Here is a 21,095-nt window from a genome sequence, read left to right on the forward strand (position 1 = left end):
CATGATATGTTCCCTATAAGGGATTGCAAACTAAACTTGGAGAAATTACCTGATAATTTTAGACCATGTTTAAATTATCATATAGGAAGATGCAAAGGACCATGCATTGGAATGGCAGATGAGACCGAATACAATCAGATGATTGAAGAAGTGATAAGATTTTTAAGCAGAAAAGATAATTCCATCTTAGATAAATTGGAATATGATATGAAAAAGGCATCAGAAGATTTGAATTTTGAATTAGCTAGTATTTACAGAGACAGGATTCAATCTCTATCGATTTTGATTGAAAAACAAAACATGTCCAGCCCTGATTTAATAGAGGAAGATATTATTGGAATAGCAAGAGGTTTAGAAGAGGTATTAGTCCAGGTTTTTTTCATAAGAGAAGGGAAAATAATTGGAAGAGAACATTATATTCTAGAAGACAATTTATTCACTGAAAGACCTGAAATAATTTCTTCATTTATAAAACAATTTTATTCTGGGGCTAATTTCATACCAAAGGAAATCGTAGTTGAAGAAGAAATACCAGATCAAGAATTGATAGAAGAATATCTTTCGAGTATAAGAGGGACAAAAGTAAAAATTACTGTACCTAAACGAGGAGAAAAGTATGAATTAGTGGATATGGCAAAGAGAAATGCAGTAGATATGCTTGATAAATATGGCGATAAATTTTTAAGAAAACATAGAGAAAATTTAAAAGCATTAGAAGAATTAAAATATCTGCTAGGATTAGAAGATTCACCTAAGAGAATAGAAGCATATGATATTTCAAACATAAGTGGAGTTGGGAATGTAGGGTCTATGGTAGTATTTGACAATGGAGAGCCTAAAAAGACAGATTACAGGAGATTTAAAATAAATACTGTGGTTAAGCAAAATGATTACAAAAGCATGGAGGAAGTTTTAAAAAGAAGATTTCTAAGAGGTTTAGAAATGAATGTCAATGAAAATCATTCTAACTCATTCTCAGTTTTTCCAGATATAATAATGGTCGATGGTGGAAAAGGACATGTAAACACTGCAAAGTCTTTATTAAAACAATTAGGGATCAATATAACTGTGTGTGGTCTAGTAAAAGATGACTTTCATAAAACAAGAGGGATTATTTATGACAACAGAGAAATAAATTTAGATAAAGATAGTTTAGCATTTAAACTCATTTATCGAATTCAAGAAGAAGCACACAGGTTTGCAATTAGTTATCACAGAAGTTTAAGAACTAAAGACATGTTTAGATCTGAACTAGATGGTATAGAGTTGATTGGTGAAAAGAGAAAAATTAGTTTAATGAAACATTTTGGCAGTATATCTAAGATTAAGAACGCATCTATTGATGAACTTATAAAAGCACCTGGCATGACAAGAAAAGCTGCAGAAAATCTATATAACCATTTTAATAAGGAGAGAACTAAATGAAAAAGAAATTATATTTGTCCGATAGTGACAAAAAGATAGCGGGAGTATGTGGCGGTATTGCAGAATATTTTGAGATAGATTCTACATTAATAAGGCTTGTATGGGCACTAGTAACAATTTTTTCACTTTTTTTCACTGGGATTATAGCGTATATTATAGCAGCACTGGTTATTCCTCATCGACCAATAGATCAGCTTAGCTTCGAAGAAAATGCAGATGATTTTACAGATGAATACAAATCAAAGGAGGAGTGATTTTTGGATCATGTTGCACTTTTAGACATAATTAATGAATTGAATTTAAAAGTTATTCATGCATCAAGAGATATAGAAAAAATAACGATAAGAAGTACAGAAATTAGCAGACCGGGTTTGCAGATGACAGGGTATTATGAAAAATTTGTTCCCGAGAGAGTTCAAATCATAGGAAGTGCTGAATGGCAATATTTATCGGATTTAGGGGATAAAAAAAGATATGAAGTCCTAGACAAATTTTTAAGCTATAAAATTCCAGTTCTAATAATTTCAAGGGATTTACCAGTTTTTGAAGAATTGATAAAATTATCGGTCAAACATGACAGAAATCTTGTCGTTGGAACTAAAGCTACATCAAGCATTATAAATGATTTAGTAAATCTGATTAGTCTAAAATTAGCTCCTATGACAACTGTACATGGCGTAATGATGGAGGTTTATGGGATAGGAGTACTAATAACTGGGAAATCGGGTGTAGGAAAATCCGAAACAGCTTTAGATTTAATAACAAGAGGCTCTAGATTGATTGCGGATGATTTAGTAGAAATAAAAAGGGTAGACGATACATTAAGAGGAAGCTGCCCTGAAATAATAAGATATTTCTTGGAAATCAGGGGAGTAGGAATTATTGATATAGAGAGAATTTATGGGATAGGTGCAGTCAAACAGTTTGATTATATCGACTTAGTAGTACATCTGGAAGCATGGGATGACGAAAAAGAGTATGATAGAGTTGGTTTAGAAGAAGAGAAAATTGAGATTTTAGGTATAGAAGTACCTAGAGTTGTTATACCTGTTAAAACTGGTAGAAATATTGCAATGATTGTTGAGGTAGCTGCGAAAAACAACAGACAAAAAAGATTGGGTTACAATGCTGCAGAAACCCTAAATGAAAGAGTTAAAAGGAAGATAGAAGAGAGAAAATTTTATTATGTTAAAGAATAATTTGTAAATTATTAAGTTCGATAAAAAGTTGACATTAATACAATATTTTAATATACTGAATGTGGTGATAATATGTCACTCTATAAATTCAATAATAATATCAAGGAGGTAAATATAGATGAGTAAAATTATGAAGACGATGGATGGGAATGAAGCAGCTGCGTACATATCATATGCATTCACTGATGTAGCAGCGATTTATCCAATAACTCCATCTTCAACTATGGCAGAACATGTAGATGAGTGGGCTGCTAATGGCAAAAAGAATATATTTGGTCAAAAGGTTTTGGTTACAGAAATGCAATCAGAAGCAGGAGCAGCCGGTGCAGTGCATGGATCTCTGCAAGCAGGTGCATTAACTACTACATACACAGCATCACAAGGTCTACTTTTGATGATTCCAAATATGTATAAGATCGCAGGGGAATTGTTACCTGGAGTTTTCCATGTTTCTGCAAGAGCTATAGCTTCTCATGCATTGAGTATATTTGGAGATCACCAAGATGTAATGGCTGCTAGACAAACAGGATTTGCTTTGTTAGCATCAGGTTCTGTCCAAGAGGTAATGGATCTTGCAAGTGTTGCACATTTATCAGCTATAAAAGGGAAAGTACCATTCCTTCATTTCTTCGATGGGTTCAGAACAAGCCACGAAATTCAAAAAATAGAAGTGCTTGAATATGATGAATTAGCTAAATTAATTGATTATGATGCACTAAGAGAGTTCAGAAAAAATGCACTTAACCCTGAACATCCAGTTACAAGGGGTACTGCACAAAATCCTGATATTTATTTCCAATCAGTTGAAGCATCAAATCCATTCTATCAAGCAATACCAGATGTAGTTAATTATTACATGCAAGAGATTAATAAATTAACTGGTAGAGACTATAAACCATTTAACTATTATGGAGATCCAGAAGCTACTGATGTTATTGTGGCTATGGGATCTGTTACAAAAGCATGTGAAGAAACAATAGATTATTTGAGAAGCAAAGGAGAAAAGGTAGGAATAATAGAAGTACATCTATATAGACCATTTTCTGAAAAATATTTCTTTGATGTGTTCCCTAAAACTGTTAAAAGAATTGCTGTACTTGACAGGACAAAAGAAAAGGGAGCATTGGGAGAACCTCTTTATTTAGATGTAAAATCTCTATTCTATAACAAAGAAGATAAACCACTTATCATAGGTGGAAGATATGGTCTTGGATCTAAGGATACTACTCCATCGCAATTGTTGGCTGTTTATAAAAACTTAAAAAGCGATAATCCAAAGAATGGATTTACTATAGGCATAGTTGATGATGTTACTAATTTATCATTAGAAATAGATGAAAATATACAGACAGTTGCAGAAGGAACAATCCAATGTAAATTCTGGGGATTTGGTTCTGACGGAACTGTTGGAGCAAACAAGAGTGCCATAAAGATTATAGGCGATGGTACAGATATGTATGCTCAAGGATATTTCTCTTATGATAGTAAAAAATCAGGTGGAGTAACTATTTCTCACTTGAGATTTGGTAACAAGCCAATCAGATCAACATATTTAATAACTGATGCTGATTTTGTTTCATGCTCAAAACAATCTTATGTACACAGCTATGACTTGTTAAGAGGACTAAAAAAAGGCGGTACATTCCTTCTAAACACACTATGGGATAAGGATGCATTAGAAGAGAATTTACCAGCATCTATGAAGAGATATATAGCACAAAATGATATTAATTTCTATACTATCAATGCTACTAAGATAGCTTCAGAGATTGGATTAGGTGGAAGAATAAACATGATAATGCAATCAGCATTCTTCAAGCTTTCAAATGTACTTCCAATCGATGTAGCAGTTGAAAAACTTAAAGAATCAATAGTAGAAGAATATGGTAAAAAAGGCGAAAAAATCGTTCAAATGAATTTTGAAGCTGTAGATAGAGGTATATCTGCTCTTGAAAAGGTTGAAGTTCCAGAATCATGGAAAGATGCTTATGATGAAAATGAAGGTATCAAAGATGTACCTGACTTTATAAAAAATGTAGTTATACCAATGAATAGACAAGAAGGTGATGACCTTCCAGTAAGCACATTTGTAGGTAGAGAAGATGGAACATTCCCTAACGGGACTTCAGCTTATGAAAAGAGAGCAATAGCAGTAGAAGTTCCTCATTGGATAAAAGAAAACTGTATTCAATGTAATCAATGTTCATATGTTTGCCCTCATGCTGTAATAAGACCTATTTTAGTAGATGAAAAAGAAAAAGAAAATGCTCCTGATACTTTTGAAACTTTAAAACCTATAGGTAAAGGCTTTGATGGGTTAGAATATAGAGTACAAGTATCTGTACTTGATTGTACAGGATGTGGAAACTGTGCAGACATATGTCCTGCAAAAGAAAAAGCTTTGGTTATGACACCATTCGAAGAAGAGTATGAAGTGCAATCTAAGAATTGGGATTTTGCAGTTACAGTTAAAGAAAAGGGAGATTTATTCGATACAAACACTCTCAAGAACACACAATTCCAAAGACCACTTTTAGAGTTCTCAGGAGCTTGTGCGGGATGTGGTGAAACACCTTATGCAAAACTTGTAACTCAATTATTTGGAGACAGAATGATGATTGCCAATGCTACAGGATGTTCATCAATCTGGGGTGCAAGTGCACCAGCTACACCATATTGCACAAATCAACAAGGGAAAGGTCCTGCATGGGCAAACTCATTGTTTGAAGACAATGCTGAATATGGATATGGAATGGCAATTGCTAATAGAAAGATTAGAGAAAAGATAAAGTTGGCAATGGAAGAGTTCCTTGAATTGAATTTAGATACAGATCTAAATGATCATTTTAAAGCTTGGCTTGATGGTATGGATGATGGAAAAGCATCTAAAGCTGCTGCTGGAATGATTATTCCAAGATTGGAAACTAAATTTGATAACGAAAGAGCAAATGAGTTGATCAACACAATCAAAGATTTCAAAGATTATTTGATTAAAAAATCTATTTGGATATTTGGTGGAGATGGTTGGGCATATGATATAGGTTTTGGAGGCCTTGATCATGTATTAGCATCTGGAGAAAATGTAAATATATTAGTATTTGATACTGAAGTTTACTCTAATACAGGTGGGCAATCATCTAAAGCAACTCCAACAGCTGCAGTAGCTAAATTTGCTGCATCAGGAAAGAAAATCAGAAAGAAAGATTTAGGAATGATCGCAGCAACTTATGGATATGTTTATGTAGCTCAAGTTGCACTAGGTGCTAACATGAATCATACACTAAAAGCTATCAAAGAAGCAGAAAGCTATGATGGTCCATCATTGATAATTGCATATGCTCCATGTATAAATCATGGAATAAAGACAGGAATGGGAACAACAGTAAGACAGGAAAAATTGGCAGTAGAAACAGGATATTGGCATCTATATAGATTTGACCCTAGATTAAAAGAAGAAGGGAAAAATCCATTTGTACTTGACTCAAAAGAACCTACTAGACCAATTACTGAATTCTTGGATTCTGAAGTTAGATATACTTCATTAAAATTATCATTCCCAGAAGAAGCTGAAATACTATATAAAGCTGCAGAAGAAGCTGCAAAAGATAGATTAGAAACTTATAAGAGAATGGCTAGAGATTAATAAAATAACATAGATTTTACAAAAACCCCCAAAATCCATATATGGATTTTGGGGGTTTTATATGAAATCACAAATTTATTAATTGAATTTAATAGATTCATTTAAATATGTTATAATAGTAGGGATACAATAAAATATTTAAATGTATAAGGTGGGAAATAATGGAGGATATTTTTGAATTATATAGTAAATATTCATTTTCTGACATAAGGTTTAATGAATTGATGAAAAATCATACATCTTTTAAAATTGGAGGACCAGCAGATATATTTATAATACCAGAGACAATTGAAGAGTTGATAAATGCAATAAAGATTGCAAGGGAATCAAATATACCATATTTCGTTATGGGGAACGGGACAAATCTATTAGTAAAAGATGGTGGAATAAGAGGACTTGTAATTAAGGTTAACAGTAAAATTAATCAGATGTTTATTGAAGGAGAAAAAATCACAGCTCAAGCAGGAGCATTATTATCAGATATAGCTAAATTTGCTTTAAACAATAGTCTTTCCGGAATGGAATTTGCATCAGGAATACCGGGAACTGTTGGGGGAGCTGTCATGATGAATGCTGGAGCATATAATGGAGAAATGAAAGATATAGTATCTAAAGTTAAAGTATTGACAAAACAAAATGATATAGTGACTTATTCTAAACAAGAAATGAATTTTGGATATAGAAAAAGTAGAGTTATTGAAGAGGAACTAGTGGTATTAGAAGTAGAATTCGATTTAAAATCTGGAGATTATAATGAGATATTCGAAAAAATGAAAGATTTAAATGAAAGAAGATCATCAAAACAACCTTTGGAGTTAGCTAGTGCGGGAAGTACTTTTAAAAGGCCTGAAGGATATTTTGCTGGCAAGTTAATTGATGAAGCTGGATTGCGAGGCTTAAGATATAAAGATGCACAAGTATCACAGAAACATTGTGGTTTCATTGTAAATTTGGGATTTGCAACATATAAAGACGTATCAACACTGATATCAATAGTGCAAAAGACAGTAAAAGATGTTCATGGAGTAGATTTAGAATTAGAAATTAAAGTTGTAGGGGAAGACTGATAATGAAGATAACTGGGGATTTTCATACTCATACTATATATAGCTGCGGATATCTGTTGAAAGGCCTACATGCTAAATCTACAATTGAGGAAAATGTCAAATCTGCTTTTGATAAAGGTCTCAAAACAATAGTAATAAGCGAACATGGGGCATCACATTATTTATATGGGGTAAGAAAGAAAAATTTAATAAAAATCAGAAATGAAATAGACCGCCTCAATGAAATATACTCAGAAAAAGGGTTATTTATTATGATGGGATTAGAATCAAATTTGATTGGTTTAGATGGACAAATTGATGTAGATGATGATATATTGAAAATGTTAGACATACTATTAATGGGCTTTCATTATGGCTCAACACCTAAAAGTTTTAAAGAAGGTATAGATTTATATTTTATAAGTCAATTAAGTAGAAAACATGGGTATAGAGAAGATGAAATAACCGAAGCAATAACTGAATCTTATGTAAGAGCAATTAAGAAATATCCAATTAAGATAATTACACACCCTGGTGCCAAAGTAAAATTAAATTTACTTAAATTAGCAAAGGAAGCAGAAAAAAAAGATGTTGCACTGGAGATAAATTCAAGACATGGCAATTTAAGTTTAGAAGACTTAAAAATGCTTAAAGATATCAATGTAAAGTTTTATATCAATAGCGATGCTCATAAAGCAAGCGAAGTTGGAAATTGCAAAAAAGGAATTGAAACATTTTTATTATCTGGGTTAGATATAAATAGAGTAATTAATGCTATATAGAGGTGGTTTATAATGGAAATTGTAGTAATAACAGGAATGTCAGGAGCAGGAAAATCACAAGCAATGAAAGCAATGGAAGATATGGGGTATTACTGCATGGATAATTTACCACCACAATTACTTTCAAAATTTGCTGAACTCACTTATGAATCAAAGAAGCATATAGATAAAGCTTGTGTTGTAGTAGATATAAGAGGTGGAGAATTTTTTGAAAATTTGTTTGAAGAATTATCAAAACTTTCAAGTATGCATATTAAATATCAGGTTGTTTTTTTAGATGCATCTGATGAAGTTTTAGTCAAGAGATTTAAGGAATTAAGAAGGCCGCATCCCATTAATCCTCAAGGAAGTATAATAGACGGAATAAGAGAAGAACGGGAGATATTGAAGAATATTAAAATAAAAGCAGATTATATAATTGATACATCTAAGCTTAACACTGCTATGCTGAAATCTGAAATGAATGATATATTCCTAAAAGGAAAAGATAGAGAAAAAATAACTTTAGTGGTAACATCATTTGGGTTTAAAAATGGTATTTTACTAGAAGCGGATTTAGTATTTGATGTAAGATTTATCCCTAACCCTTATTATATACCTGAGCTTAAGGAATTTTCAGGTAAAGATGACTTAGTTAAGGATTATGTATTTAAATGGCCACAAACTAATGAGTTCTTATCAAAGATATTAGACTTAATTGAATTTTTGATACCATATTATATAAAAGAAGGGAAAAGTCAGCTGGTTATAGGCATAGGGTGTACAGGAGGCAAACATAGATCTGTTGCTCTTGCTGACAAAATAAATGAAGAATTGTCTAAAAATGGGCATCATACTATGATATATCATAGAGATTTAGAACCGAGGGATTAACACTATGGATAGAATCATTAAGTTCACAGAAAAAAGAATAGTTGCTATAGGTGGAGGTACAGGGTTGTCTGTTCTCTTAAGAGGACTTAAAGAAAAAACACCAAATATAACTGCTATCGTTACAGTCGCAGATGATGGTGGTGGAAGTGGTAAACTTAGAGAAGATTTAGGAATGCTGCCACCTGGAGACATAAGATCTTGCCTTGTAGCACTAGCAAATACCGAACCATCTATGGCGAAATTGTTACAATACAGATTCAAAGAGGGAAGTTTGAAAGGACAAAGCTTTGGGAATCTTTTTATTGCAGCTATGAACGAAATTTATGGCAGTTTTGAAAAAGCGGTTGAAGAGACTAGCAATGTTTTAAAGATTACTGGGAAAGTTTTACCTGTAACTATAGACAATGTAAGTCTAATTGCTGAATTAGAAGATGGAACGATAATACGTGGAGAATCTAAAATACCTTCATTGGCTAAAGAAAGGAAAAGCAAAATTAAAAGAATAAAGACAGATCCAGAGATATCGTATCCATTAAAAGAAGTTATTGATGCCATAATTAATGCAGATATCATAGTATTAGGGCCAGGAAGTCTTTATACATCGATTATTCCTAATTTACTTGTAAAGGACATAGTTGAATCAATAAAAAACTCAAAAGCTAAGGTTGTTTATGTTTGTAACATTATGACACAGCCTGGCGAAACAGATAATTTTCATATAAAAGATCATGTTGAAGCTATATTAAATCATAGTATAGATGGTTTTTTAGATTATTGTATTGTAAATGAAAAACAAATACCTACTAATGTTTTGAATAAATATATTAAAGATAATGCTAAACCTATTTATCCTTCTGAAAATGATGTAATGTATCTTAATGAAAAAGGTATAAGCCTTATATCTGATGATTTTATTAAAATTGAAGATAATTTAATAAGACATGACACCAAAAAGCTAGCAAACACAATTATAAGCTTAATTTAATCAGCCTCAAACAAACATTTATACAAATTACTTTATTTATGGTGTATAATTAAATTATTATATTCAATTAGATTTGAGGTGCGATTATGAATGAAGTTAGTAGTGGAGGAATTGTTTTTTTCTCAAATAGTATTTTATTATTAAAAAAATATAATGGCGATTGGGTTTTACCTAAAGGTAGAGTTGAAAATAATGAAACAATAGAAGAAGCAGCTCTGCGCGAAGTTTATGAAGAATCTGGCGTTAGAGGAGAGATAGTATCTTATATTGGGAAAGCTCAGTATACTTTTAGAAACTTAAGACATAATGAAGAAGTCAACAAGACAGTTCATTGGTTTTTAATGAAGACAAATAATACGAACTGCCAACCTCAACGCGAAGAAGGATTTATTGATGCAAGCTTTGTACACATGGACAAAGCTTTAAAAATAGTAAAATATGAAGATGAATTAAAAGTAATTCAGAAGGGTCTAGAATATTTGAAGGACATGAGGTGATCATATGTCATTTTCATCCGAGGTAAAAAATGAAATTTCACATCTACCGATAGAAAATGACTGTTGTGCATTAGCAGAATTATCATCATTAATCAGAATGAGTGGATCAATAAAATACAGTGGAGATCACAGTATAAGCATTATTTTCTCAACTGAAAATGCAGCCATAGCAAGGAGAATTTTTTCCATATTAAAAAAAATATATGATGTTGATGTTGAAGTATCTGTTAGAAAAAACAAACAACTTAAGAAAAACAACAATTATTTAGTAGCTATAAATAATACTGAAATGGCTATTAAAATATTGACGGATACGGGATTTATAGGAACTAAGGATTATAATATATTTAATCCAAATTATAAAATTCCCAAGTGGATTGTGGAGAAAAAATGCTGTAAGCGTAGCTATATAAGAGGGGCATTCCTAGGTGGAGGCTCTATGAACAACCCTGAAAAATCTTACCATTTAGAATTTGTTAATACAGATTATCAGCATGCAAGAGATTTACAAAAACTAATAAATTCTTTTGGTTCAAATTCAAAGACGATAAAAAGAAAAGAGTTCGTCATTGTTTATCTAAAAGAAGCTGAAAAAATATCCGATATACTCAATATAATAGGCGCTCATCAAGCATTGTTAAAATTTGAAGAGATCAGAGTTTTAAAAGATGTAAGAAACAATATAAATCGTATAGTAAATTGTGAAACTGCAAATCTCGAAAAAACTGTAGAAGCATCGATGAGACAAATAGAGGCTATAAAAATAATAAAAGATAAGAAAGGCATTAATTATTTACCTAAGCAATTGAGAGATGTTGCAGAAATTAGACTTTTATATCCAGATGCAACATTGAAAGAAATTGGTGAAAAACTAGATCCTCCTATAGGAAAATCTGGTGTAAACCATAGATTTAAAAAAATACAGGAAATAGCTGATGAGCTTAAGGAGTGATTTTTATGCTTAAAAAAGAGGTAATTTTAGTTAATGATGAAGGATTGCAATTAAGGCCTGCTGCGATATTTGTAAAAATTGCTAATAAATATGATAGCGATATTGAAGTTGAGACTCTTAATAAAAGAGTAAATGGTAAAAGCATAATAGGGATAATGTCATTGGGAGCATTCAAAGGAGAAAAAATTACACTTATAGCAAAGGGAAGAGATGAAAAAGAATTGATTGAAAAATTATCAGCCATTATTGAAAGTGGCTTTAAAGAGGTTTGATATAGTGAGTATAATTATAGTTACTAATAATCCTAAAGTGTTTCAAAAATTTAATGGAAAATATGAAATAGAATATTTAGAAAATGAAAGTTATTTAGATGTATTGTTGAAGGTCAGGGATAAATTACATAAGGGACATAAGCTTTTATCTCATCCATTATCTGGGAGTGTTAAACCAAATGAAACTCCTTTTAAAAGTATATTGATTTCTCAAAAAAAAGGGAAAATTGATTTTGGGAGCATAAGCATTTTGGAAAACAGCATTGCTACTTATGAGAAATTCATAAAGATAAAAAGATTACCTGACTGGAATCAAGATGTAGTAGTCGATTTCATGGTAGTGGATTTATCTTTATTAGAAAATACTTTGGTAAATATTGAATTTACAGAGTTGTTAGAATAAGGTGATTAGATGGATTCAATTAAATTCACTCATTTACATGTGCATACAGAATATAGTTTATTAGATGGTAGCATAAGGATAAAAGACTTAGTTTCAAAGGTAAAGGAATTGGGAATGGATTCTGTGGCTATTACTGACCATGGGTCGATGTTTGGAGCTATTAATTTTTATAAAGAGGCAAAAAATAACGGGTTAAAACCGATAATAGGTGCAGAAATTTATGTAACAAATAATAAATATACTGATAGAAATCCAAAAGATAAGAAACCATATCATCTCATAATTTTAGCTGAAAACAACATTGGATATAAAAATTTGATGAAAATCGTATCCGAAGCATATGTAAATGGTTTTTACTATAAACCTAGAGTAGATTATGAAATTCTGAAAAAATATAATAACGGAATCATTGCACTTTCAGCTTGTCTTGGAGGAGAGGTTCAAAGCCTGATTCTCGAAGGAAATTTTGATGGTGCAAGAGAAGCTATTTTAAGATATAAAAACATTTTTTTAGAAAATAATTTCTTTTTGGAGCTGCAGTACCATGGTCTTAAAGAACAGTTAGAAATAAATGATAAACTTAGAGAGTTTAGCAAAGAATTAAATGTACCATTGGTGGCTACCAATGATGTTCATTATTTAGAAAAAAAAGATGCACGTGTACATGATATATTATTATGTATACAGACTGGCAAGACTATCTCAGATGTAGATAGAATGAAGTTCCCATCTGAAGAATTTTTCCTAAAATCCCCAAAAGAAATGAAAGAAATATTTCCAGACGATATAGAAGCAATAGAAAATACGTATTTGATTGCGCAAAGATGTAATGTGGAGCTAAGTTTTAATCAGATGCATCTGCCAGAATATGTTGTTCCAAAAGGATACACCAATGTGACTTATTTAAGAGAAATAAGCGAAAGAGGCTTAGCACAGAGATATGCTACTATAACTGAAGAAATAAAGAATCGATTTGAATATGAATTTGATGTCATTACTCAAATGGGATATGTTGATTACTTTCTAATAGTATGGGATTTTATAAAATATGCAAAAGATAAAAAGATTATGGTGGGGCCAGGTAGAGGGTCTGCAGCTGGAAGTATTGTATCTTATGCGTTAGGGATAATAGATATAGATCCACTTAAATATGGACTTATATTTGAACGATTTTTAAATCCTGAAAGAATAACTATGCCAGATATAGATATTGATTTTTGCTATGAAAGAAGAGAGGAAGTAATTGAATACGTAATAAAAAAATATGGCGCAGATAAGGTTGCTCAAATAGTTACATTTGGTACGATGGCTGCTAGGGGAGCAATAAGAGATGTAGGTAGAGCAATCGATATGCCTTATGGTGATGTAGATTATATAGCAAAACAAATTCCAAATGAACTTGGTATAACAATAAAGAGAGCTTTGGAGATTAATAAAAATTTAAAAAAGGAATATGAGAATAATGAACAAATAAAAGAATTAATTGACTTAGCTATGGCGGTGGAGGGATTGCCTAGACATACATCCACTCATGCTGCAGGTGTTGTAATATCTAAAGATTCAATCACAGAATATGCCCCTTTAGTGAGGAATAATGAATCTATAGCTACACAATTCACGATGACAGAATTAGAAGAATTGGGTCTTTTGAAAATGGATTTTTTAGGATTGAGAACACTTACAGTTATTCGTGATGCAGTAGAGTTGATTAAGCAAAATTATAATATTGATATTGATATAACTAAAATAGATTTTGATGACAAAAGGGTATTGGATATGTTTGCTAATGCAGAAACCCTCGGAATATTTCAATTTGAAAGTCCGGGAATGAGAGCTTTTCTAAAAGAGCTAAAACCAAATGTATTTGAGGATTTAATTGCTGCTAATTCTTTATTTAGACCTGGTCCGATGAGTCAAATACCTACATTTATAGCATGTAAACATGATCCTACACTCATTAAATACATCCATCCTAGTCTAGAATCGATACTAAATGTTACCTATGGCTGCATAGTATATCAAGAACAGGTAATGGAAATAGTTAGGAAACTTGGAGGATATTCTTTTGGCAGGGCAGATTTGGTCAGAAGAGCTATGGGTAAAAAAAAGATGGATGTAATGGAAAAAGAAAGACAAAATTTTATATATGGACAAACTGATGAGGATGGCAATATAATACTAAAGGGAGCAATTAGAAATGGTGTTGATGAAAAGTCTGCATCTAAAATTTTTGATTTGATGGTAGACTTTGCTAATTATGCATTCAACAAATCTCATTCTGCAGCTTATGCAGTTATAGCATATAGGACAGCTTGGCTAAAAACTTATTATCCTGTTGAATATATGGCAGCACTTATATCTTCAGTCATGAATAATACTTCTCAAGTAAGCCTTTATATAGAAGAATGTAAAAGGCTAGGGATAGAAATAAAGTCACCAGATATAAATTATTCTTATGGGAAATTTTCTGTCGAAGGTAAGTCAATAAGATATGGTCTTTCTGCGATTAAAAATGTAGGAGAAAACATAATAAAAGCAATCATTATAGCTAGAAAAGATGGAGAATTTAGATCTTTAAATGATTTTATTAATAGAATATATAAAGTAGATAAAAATTGCGTGAATAAAAGGGCAGTGGAAAGCTTAATAAAAGCAGGAGCACTTAGTTCTTTAGGCGGAAATAGAGCCCAATATCTCGCAGTTTTCGAAAAAGTGATAGATGGTATAAGCAATGATGTCAAAAAAAATATAGATGGACAGTTTTCTTTATTTGAATCTATTACAAATGTTTATGATGATGAACTTCCTAAATTATCAGAATTTCAAACAAAGATATTGCTGCAAATGGAAAAGGAAATGTTAGGTATTTATATATCCGGTCATCCTTTGCAACCCTATGAAAGAGAGATAAAATTATATTCTAATTTTCAAACAACAGACATAATTTCAGATCAATTTGATATAAATTTAGAAAGCAACATCATAGAGGATGGAAGAAGAGTCTCAATCATAGGTTTAATCACTGATAAAAAAAATAAGGTTACAAAAAATAACAATATGATGGCATTTTTTACTTTAGAAGACTTATATAGCAATATAGAGTGCATAGTTTTTCCAACAATTTTTGAAAAATATTTTGATCAAATTGTGGAAGATAATATAGTATTAGTTGAAGGGAAATTATCAATTTCAGAAGTAGAAGAGCCAAAGATAATTGTTGATAAAATAAGTTCTATAAATGACCTTAATTTAAATAAAATTTATCTAAAAATAGACGATATTATGAACATAAATGTACTAAATGATGTAAAAAGAATATTATCAAAATATCCTGGAAATATTCCAGTATATATATATTTTACTAGCAAAAAAAAGACCATAAAAGCAGATAAAAGTTTATGGATCGATGGTGAATCAGAAGAAGTGTTTGATAGCTTAAAAGATCTTTTAGGCAATCAAAATGTAAAAATAATATTATAGTTTAGGAGGAAAATATGAAGACAATAGGAATATTAACAAGTGGAGGAGATGCACCAGGAATGAATGCAGCAATAAGAGCTGTAGTAAGAACTGGGCTAAATAATGATCTTAGAATTTTAGGTATTCAAAGAGGCTATGATGGCCTTATAAATGGAGCTATAGATGATATGGATAGCGAGTCTGTGGCAGATATAATTCATAGAGGTGGAACAATTTTAAGGACTGCAAGAAGTGAAGATTTCATAACACCAGAAGGATTTAAAAAGGCTCTAAATGTAATTGACGTATATAATATGGATGGTATAGTTGTACTTGGAGGGGATGGAACATTCAGAGGAGCACAAAAACTTTCAGATGCAGGTATACCTACAATTGGAATACCATGTACGATAGATAATGACTTGCCTTATACAGATTATACTATAGGTTTTATGACAGCAGTGGAGACTGTAATTGAAGCTATAGGTAAATTAAGAGACACTTCATCATCTCATGGGAGAGCAAATGTCGTAGAGGTAATGGGAAGAAACTGTGGAGATATAGCTCTTTATGCTGGTCTTGCAGGAGGAGCAGAAAGCATAATTATACCAGAAATTGGCTATGATGAAGATTCTATATGCAGAAAAGTATTGACAGGTAAAAATATGGGTAAATTACATCATATTATTGTATTAGCAGAAGGTGTAGGCAACTCGTTTGAACTAGCTGAAGCTATCGAAGAGAAGACAGGTGTTGAAACTAAAGTAACAGTTTTAGGACATGTTCAAAGAGGAGGTTCACCTAGTGCTTTTGATAGAATATTAGCTAGCCAGATGGGCAAGAGGAGTATAGAATTGTTGTTGCAAAACAAATCAGGAAGAGTTTTAGGGACTAAATGCAATGAAATAATTGACCTAGATATTAAAGAAGCTCTTGAAATGAAAAGAAAACTCAACCGAGAAATGTATGACACAGCAAATATTCTATCCAGATAAGGAGGAATTTTATGAAAAGAACCAAGATAGTTGCAACTATTGGCCCTGCATCTGAGTCTGAAGATGTAATGAGAAAGCTTTTTGAATATGGAGTAAATGTATGCAGGTTAAATTTTTCTCATGGGGATCATGAAGAACATAAAGCCAGGATAGACACAATTAAAAAATTAAGACATGAGATGAATTTACCAATAGCTATAATGCTCGATACAAAGGGGCCAGAGATAAGACTTGGGACATTTAAAAAAGATCAAATCGAGATAAAAAAAGATCAGGAGTTCACACTTACAACTAGAGAAGTAGAAGGCGATGAAAATATAGTAAGCGTAAGTTATAAAGATATGCCCAAAGATGTTTCAGTTGGGGATATTATACTAATTGATGATGGTCTTATAGAATTTAGAGTTGTTGAAATTACGGATACAGATATAGTGATGAAGGCATTAAACAGTGGAATTCTAAAAGACCATAAAGGGGTAAACATTCCTAATGTAAATATTAATTTACCTGCATTGACTGAAAGGGACATAGATGATATCTTGTTCGGTATAAGAAACGAAGTAGATTATATCGCAGCATCATTTGTAAGAAAGGCATCAGATATTAGCTCCATAAGAAAAGTGTTAGAAGAAAATGGGGGAGAAAATATAGATATCATTGCCAAAATTGAAAATCAACAAGGATTGGACAATATAGATGAGATATTAGTTGCAGCAGATGGTATTATGGTAGCAAGGGGAGATTTAGGAGTAGAAGTAGCGACAGAAGAGATACCTCTAATTCAAAAAACGCTTATAAGAAAATGCAATATTGCTGGGAAGCCAGTAATTACAGCTACACAAATGTTAGATTCAATGATTAGAAACCCAAGACCGACAAGAGCTGAAGTAACAGATGTCGCGAATGCTATAATTGATGGTTCAAGTGCTGTTATGCTTTCTGGGGAAACAGCAGCAGGTCAATATCCTATAGAAGCTGTAAAGACTATGTATAATATTGCAGTAACCACTGAAAATGCATTAGATTATGACTCCATATCAAAATTAAGGGCTAAGGACAGTGCGATAACTACGACTAATGCAATTAGCAGAGCAACTGTGACAACTGCACAAGATCTAGGTGCAAAAGCTATAATAACTGCTACTTCATCTGGATATACTTCAAAAGCTATATCCAAGTTTAGACCAAAAGCTCCGATTATAGCTGTAACTACAAATGAGTCAGTACTAAGAAAGCTCTCGCTGGTATGGGGAGTTATCCCAATGTTAAGCAGAAAATCAGATTCGACTGATGAGGTTATAGAATTATCAGTAAAGACAGCTTTAGATGCAGGCTTAGTAAAAGAAGGAGACCTTGTAGTAATTACGGCTGGTATACCAGTAGGAGTGGCTGGTACCACAAATATGATAAAAGTTCATACTATAGGCAAAGTACTATTACAAGGAACAGGAGTAGGCACAAAAGTAGGAACAGGAAGAGTAATTATAGGAAATACTAAAGAGGAACTAGAAGAAAAATTTGCTGATGGTGATGTGATTGTATGCAAGAAAACTTTTGATGCAATTGAGAGCTTTATGAAAAGAGCATCAGCAATTGTATGTGAAGAAGATGGACTTTCATCTCATGCAGCTGTTATGGGACTCAATTTAGGGATAGCAACTATAGTTGGAGTTAAAAACGCTACAAAATTATTAAATGATAATGAAATAATAACCGTAGAAAGCGCAACAGGACAGATCTATAAAGGTCATGCAAAAATATTATAAAAAAAAGTTGCAAGATTTATTTTAATAAGTCTTGCAACTTTTTTTAAATTCTAAATTGAACATAAATTTTGTTATTTTGGTAATTAAACTTGTTTAAAAATATAGCTGTGCTATAATCAAATTATATAATATGAACGGAGGGATAACTTGTCTACGATTTCAAACTTTAGATTAGAAAGCATTAACAAAAAAAATAAGGTTTTCAATTCACTAAGATCGACTTTAGAAACTGCATTTTATGCTAACAATGTGGAAAACGTTTCTTCTGTAAGTGAAGCATATAAATTAGCTTATAATTCTCCAGGAACAATTATTACGGATATGCCAGTATATAAGCCAGAGCTCATAGGGCTTCCAGAAGATGCGAAAGTTTTGCTTTTTAATGATGGGGCTGTAACAGGTAGATTTGCAGGGGCAAGAGTTATTATTGGAGAGCCGAATGTTTCAGTTGATGATTATTCAACTATTGCAAGAGAAGCAGTATATCAAATAAGATATAAGAAAATGTATCATGCTCAAGTAATTATAGGATTGGACCCAGATTTTATGGTAAGGGCACATTTGCTTTTACCAGAAAAGTACGAAAACATTATGTATTCATGGCTTTTAAATTTCCAATACATAACACAAGAAATCATGAGTATGTATGAAAACTCCAAAGAATATCCTGAAGGGGATATCTATGTTGTGGCAGATCCTGATTATGTTCCAGAAATACATAAGGATGGATTAGCTTTATTTGATCCAGAACATAACTGTGCTTTATTGTTGGGTATGAGGTATTTTGGAGAATATAAAAAAGGCACTTTGACATTGGCATGGAGCATAGCAAATAGAAATGGATTCGCATCTTGCCATGGAGGTATGAAACGATACAATTTTGATGATGGAAGCAAATATACAGTTGGTGTATTTGGACTTTCTGGCTCAGGAAAATCAACTTTAACCCATGAGAAACACGATGGGAAATATAATATAACTATACTTCATGACGATGCCTATGTAATTTCAGTAGAAGAAGGATATTCTGTAGCTCTCGAACCTTCATATTTTGATAAAACTCAAGATTATCCAACTACACATCCTGCAAATAAGTTTTTACTTACCGTTCAAAACTGTGGGGTTACATTAGATGATAACAATAAGAAAGTGCTGGTGACAGAAGACATTAGAAATGGAAATGGAAGAGCTGTCAAATCAATTTTGTGGGCAGATAATAGAGTGAATAAAGTAGATGAGCCAGTGGACTCAATTATTTGGTTAATGAAAGATGCTACTTTACCTCCAGTATTAAAAATTAATAATCCTGTATTAGCTTCAGTCATGGGTGCAACATTGGCAACTAAGAGAACCACTGCAGAGAGATTGACTAAAGGAACTGATATGAATGCTTTAGTAATTGAGCCTTATGCTAACCCTTTTAGGACATATCCATTAAATGAAGACTATAATAAATTTAAACTTTTATTTGAAAAAAGAAATGTAGACTGTTATATTTTTAATACTGGATCATATAAAGATAAAAAGATACCAAAAGAAGTAACATTGAAAATGTTAGAAGAAATAGTCACAAGAAAAGATGGATTTAAAAAACTAGGAGAATTCAGCGATATAGAATATATGGATGTAGAAGGTTTTGAAGTGAAATTTGATAAAGATTACATCGATATGTGGAAGAGCTCAATAAATTATAGAAAAGATTTCTTAAAGAAAGTTGAAGTTGAAAAAGAAGGAAGAGATAGATTGCCACAAGAAGCTTTATATGAATTAGAAAAGTTAGAAACACAACTAAACTTGATGAAATCAAATTTATAAAAAAAAGCACTGCTATTTTAGGCAGTGCATTTTTTGCGTGCAACTACATAATTTTATGATATGATATAGTTAATAATTTAGAAAAGTAGGTGTGTTATGTATTATTTAGGGAAAAAACAGAATTTAAAAATAAAGAGACTGACAAAATTTGGTGCATATCTTGGGACTGAAGATGATGATAATGATGTATTATTGCCTATAGCGCAAATACCTGAAAATTTAAAAGTGGGAGATAGCGTTGAGGTATTTGTTTATAAAGACTCACAAGATAGACCAATAGCTACTACCAATAATCCAAAAGCTGAAGTTGGACAAATAGTAAAACTAAAAGTAGTAAGTGAGTCAAAAATTGGATATTTTTTAGATTGGGGATTAGAGAAAGATTTATTTATGCCTTTTAGTGAAACTCTAGATAAAGTTGAAGTGCATAATGAATATTTAGTAGCTGTTTATATTGATAAGAGTCAAAGAATAGCCGCAACTATGAGGATTAAAGATTATTTAAGTACAGACTCGCCATTTAAAGAAAATGACAAAGTGAAAGGTACAGTGTATGGAGTTAATAAGGATATTGGTGTTTTTGTAGCAGTTGAAAACAAGTATGATGGTATGATAAACAAGAAAAATGTATTCGGTATATATGAAATTGGAGATGAGATAAAAGTAAGAATTAACAAAATACTAGATGATGGTAAGTTGGATCTAACTCCAAGAAATATGGCTCATATTCAAATAGAAGAAGATAGTCAAGTCATATTAAAAAAACTTAAAGCTAACAAAGGATTTTTACCACTCAATGACAAATCAGATCCTGAAATTATAAGAAAAGCACTAGGAATGAGTAAATCTGGTTTTAAAAAAGCAATAGGGAATTTATATAAAAAAGGAATTATCGATTTAAGTGATAATGGAATAAAGATAAAAAATAACACTTTAAACAAATAAATCATTAAAAATATTTGACAATATTTTAATTTGGGTAT

General features: G+C 31.7%; 17 protein-coding genes. All 17 read left to right on the plus strand.

Features of this window, described 5'->3' with window-relative positions; genetic code table 11:
* On the plus strand, positions 1-1,425 hold a 1,425-nt coding region (gene uvrC / locus ACTB1H_RS03700; protein WP_463261491.1), incomplete at its 5' end, for an excinuclease ABC subunit UvrC.
* Entirely contained in the window at positions 1,422-1,679 is a 258-nt protein-coding gene (locus ACTB1H_RS03705; RefSeq protein WP_463261492.1) for a PspC domain-containing protein, read from the plus strand. The genes uvrC and ACTB1H_RS03705, both read left to right, overlap by 4 nt.
* Positions 1,680-1,682: 3 nt before the next feature.
* Positions 1,683-2,624 (plus strand): HPr(Ser) kinase/phosphatase, encoded by a 942-nt coding sequence (gene hprK / locus ACTB1H_RS03710; RefSeq protein WP_463261493.1) that lies wholly within the window; start codon positions 1,683-1,685, stop codon positions 2,622-2,624.
* 118 nt (positions 2,625-2,742) lie between these two features.
* Positions 2,743-6,267, plus strand: a complete 3,525-nt coding sequence (gene nifJ / locus ACTB1H_RS03715) for a pyruvate:ferredoxin (flavodoxin) oxidoreductase (RefSeq protein ID WP_463261494.1) — start codon at positions 2,743-2,745, stop codon at positions 6,265-6,267.
* A 161-nt stretch (positions 6,268-6,428) separates the two neighbouring features.
* On the plus strand, positions 6,429-7,334 hold the full coding sequence (murB, locus tag ACTB1H_RS03720; protein ID WP_463261495.1) for a UDP-N-acetylmuramate dehydrogenase: 906 nt from the start codon (positions 6,429-6,431) through the stop codon (positions 7,332-7,334).
* 2 nt (positions 7,335-7,336) lie between these two features.
* Entirely contained in the window at positions 7,337-8,095 is a 759-nt protein-coding gene (locus ACTB1H_RS03725; protein WP_463261496.1) for a PHP domain-containing protein, read from the plus strand.
* Between the two features lie 12 nt (positions 8,096-8,107).
* Entirely contained in the window at positions 8,108-8,968 is an 861-nt protein-coding gene (gene rapZ, locus ACTB1H_RS03730) for an RNase adapter RapZ (RefSeq protein WP_463261497.1), read from the plus strand.
* Positions 8,969-8,972: 4 nt separating this feature from the next.
* Positions 8,973-9,953 carry a gluconeogenesis factor YvcK family protein gene (locus ACTB1H_RS03735; RefSeq protein WP_463261498.1) on the plus strand — a complete coding sequence of 327 codons (981 nt, stop codon included), beginning with the start codon at positions 8,973-8,975 and terminating at the stop codon, positions 9,951-9,953.
* Positions 9,954-10,039: 86 nt separating this feature from the next.
* Entirely contained in the window at positions 10,040-10,450 is a 411-nt protein-coding gene (locus tag ACTB1H_RS03740) for an NUDIX hydrolase (protein ID WP_463261499.1), read from the plus strand.
* Between the two features lie 4 nt (positions 10,451-10,454).
* The gene (gene whiA, locus ACTB1H_RS03745; protein ID WP_463261500.1) at positions 10,455-11,402 is read left to right on the plus strand and encodes a DNA-binding protein WhiA; all 948 of its coding nucleotides are present in this window, start codon (positions 10,455-10,457) and stop codon (positions 11,400-11,402) included.
* Positions 11,403-11,407: 5 nt separating this feature from the next.
* Entirely contained in the window at positions 11,408-11,674 is a 267-nt protein-coding gene (locus tag ACTB1H_RS03750; protein WP_463261501.1) for an HPr family phosphocarrier protein, read from the plus strand.
* A gap of 4 nt (positions 11,675-11,678) precedes the next feature.
* Positions 11,679-12,077, plus strand: coding sequence for a GrdX family protein (locus ACTB1H_RS03755; RefSeq protein WP_463261502.1), 399 nt, complete (start codon positions 11,679-11,681; stop codon positions 12,075-12,077).
* Positions 12,078-12,086: 9 nt separating this feature from the next.
* Entirely contained in the window at positions 12,087-15,557 is a 3,471-nt protein-coding gene (locus tag ACTB1H_RS03760) for a DNA polymerase III subunit alpha (RefSeq protein WP_463261503.1), read from the plus strand.
* Positions 15,558-15,571: 14 nt separating this feature from the next.
* Positions 15,572-16,531 carry a 6-phosphofructokinase gene (gene pfkA, locus ACTB1H_RS03765; RefSeq protein ID WP_463261504.1) on the plus strand — a complete coding sequence of 320 codons (960 nt, stop codon included), beginning with the start codon at positions 15,572-15,574 and terminating at the stop codon, positions 16,529-16,531.
* Between the two features lie 11 nt (positions 16,532-16,542).
* Positions 16,543-18,297 (plus strand): pyruvate kinase, encoded by a 1,755-nt coding sequence (gene pyk, locus ACTB1H_RS03770; protein WP_463261505.1) that lies wholly within the window; start codon positions 16,543-16,545, stop codon positions 18,295-18,297.
* 147 nt (positions 18,298-18,444) lie between these two features.
* Complete coding sequence (locus ACTB1H_RS03775) at positions 18,445-20,112, plus strand: phosphoenolpyruvate carboxykinase (ATP) (protein ID WP_463261506.1); 1,668 nt, start codon at positions 18,445-18,447, stop codon at positions 20,110-20,112.
* Between the two features lie 96 nt (positions 20,113-20,208).
* Positions 20,209-21,057 (plus strand): CvfB family protein, encoded by an 849-nt coding sequence (locus ACTB1H_RS03780; protein WP_463261507.1) that lies wholly within the window; start codon positions 20,209-20,211, stop codon positions 21,055-21,057.
* Positions 21,058-21,095: the final 38 nt, after the last annotated feature.

It is taken from the genome of Soehngenia sp. (assembly GCF_055108775.1).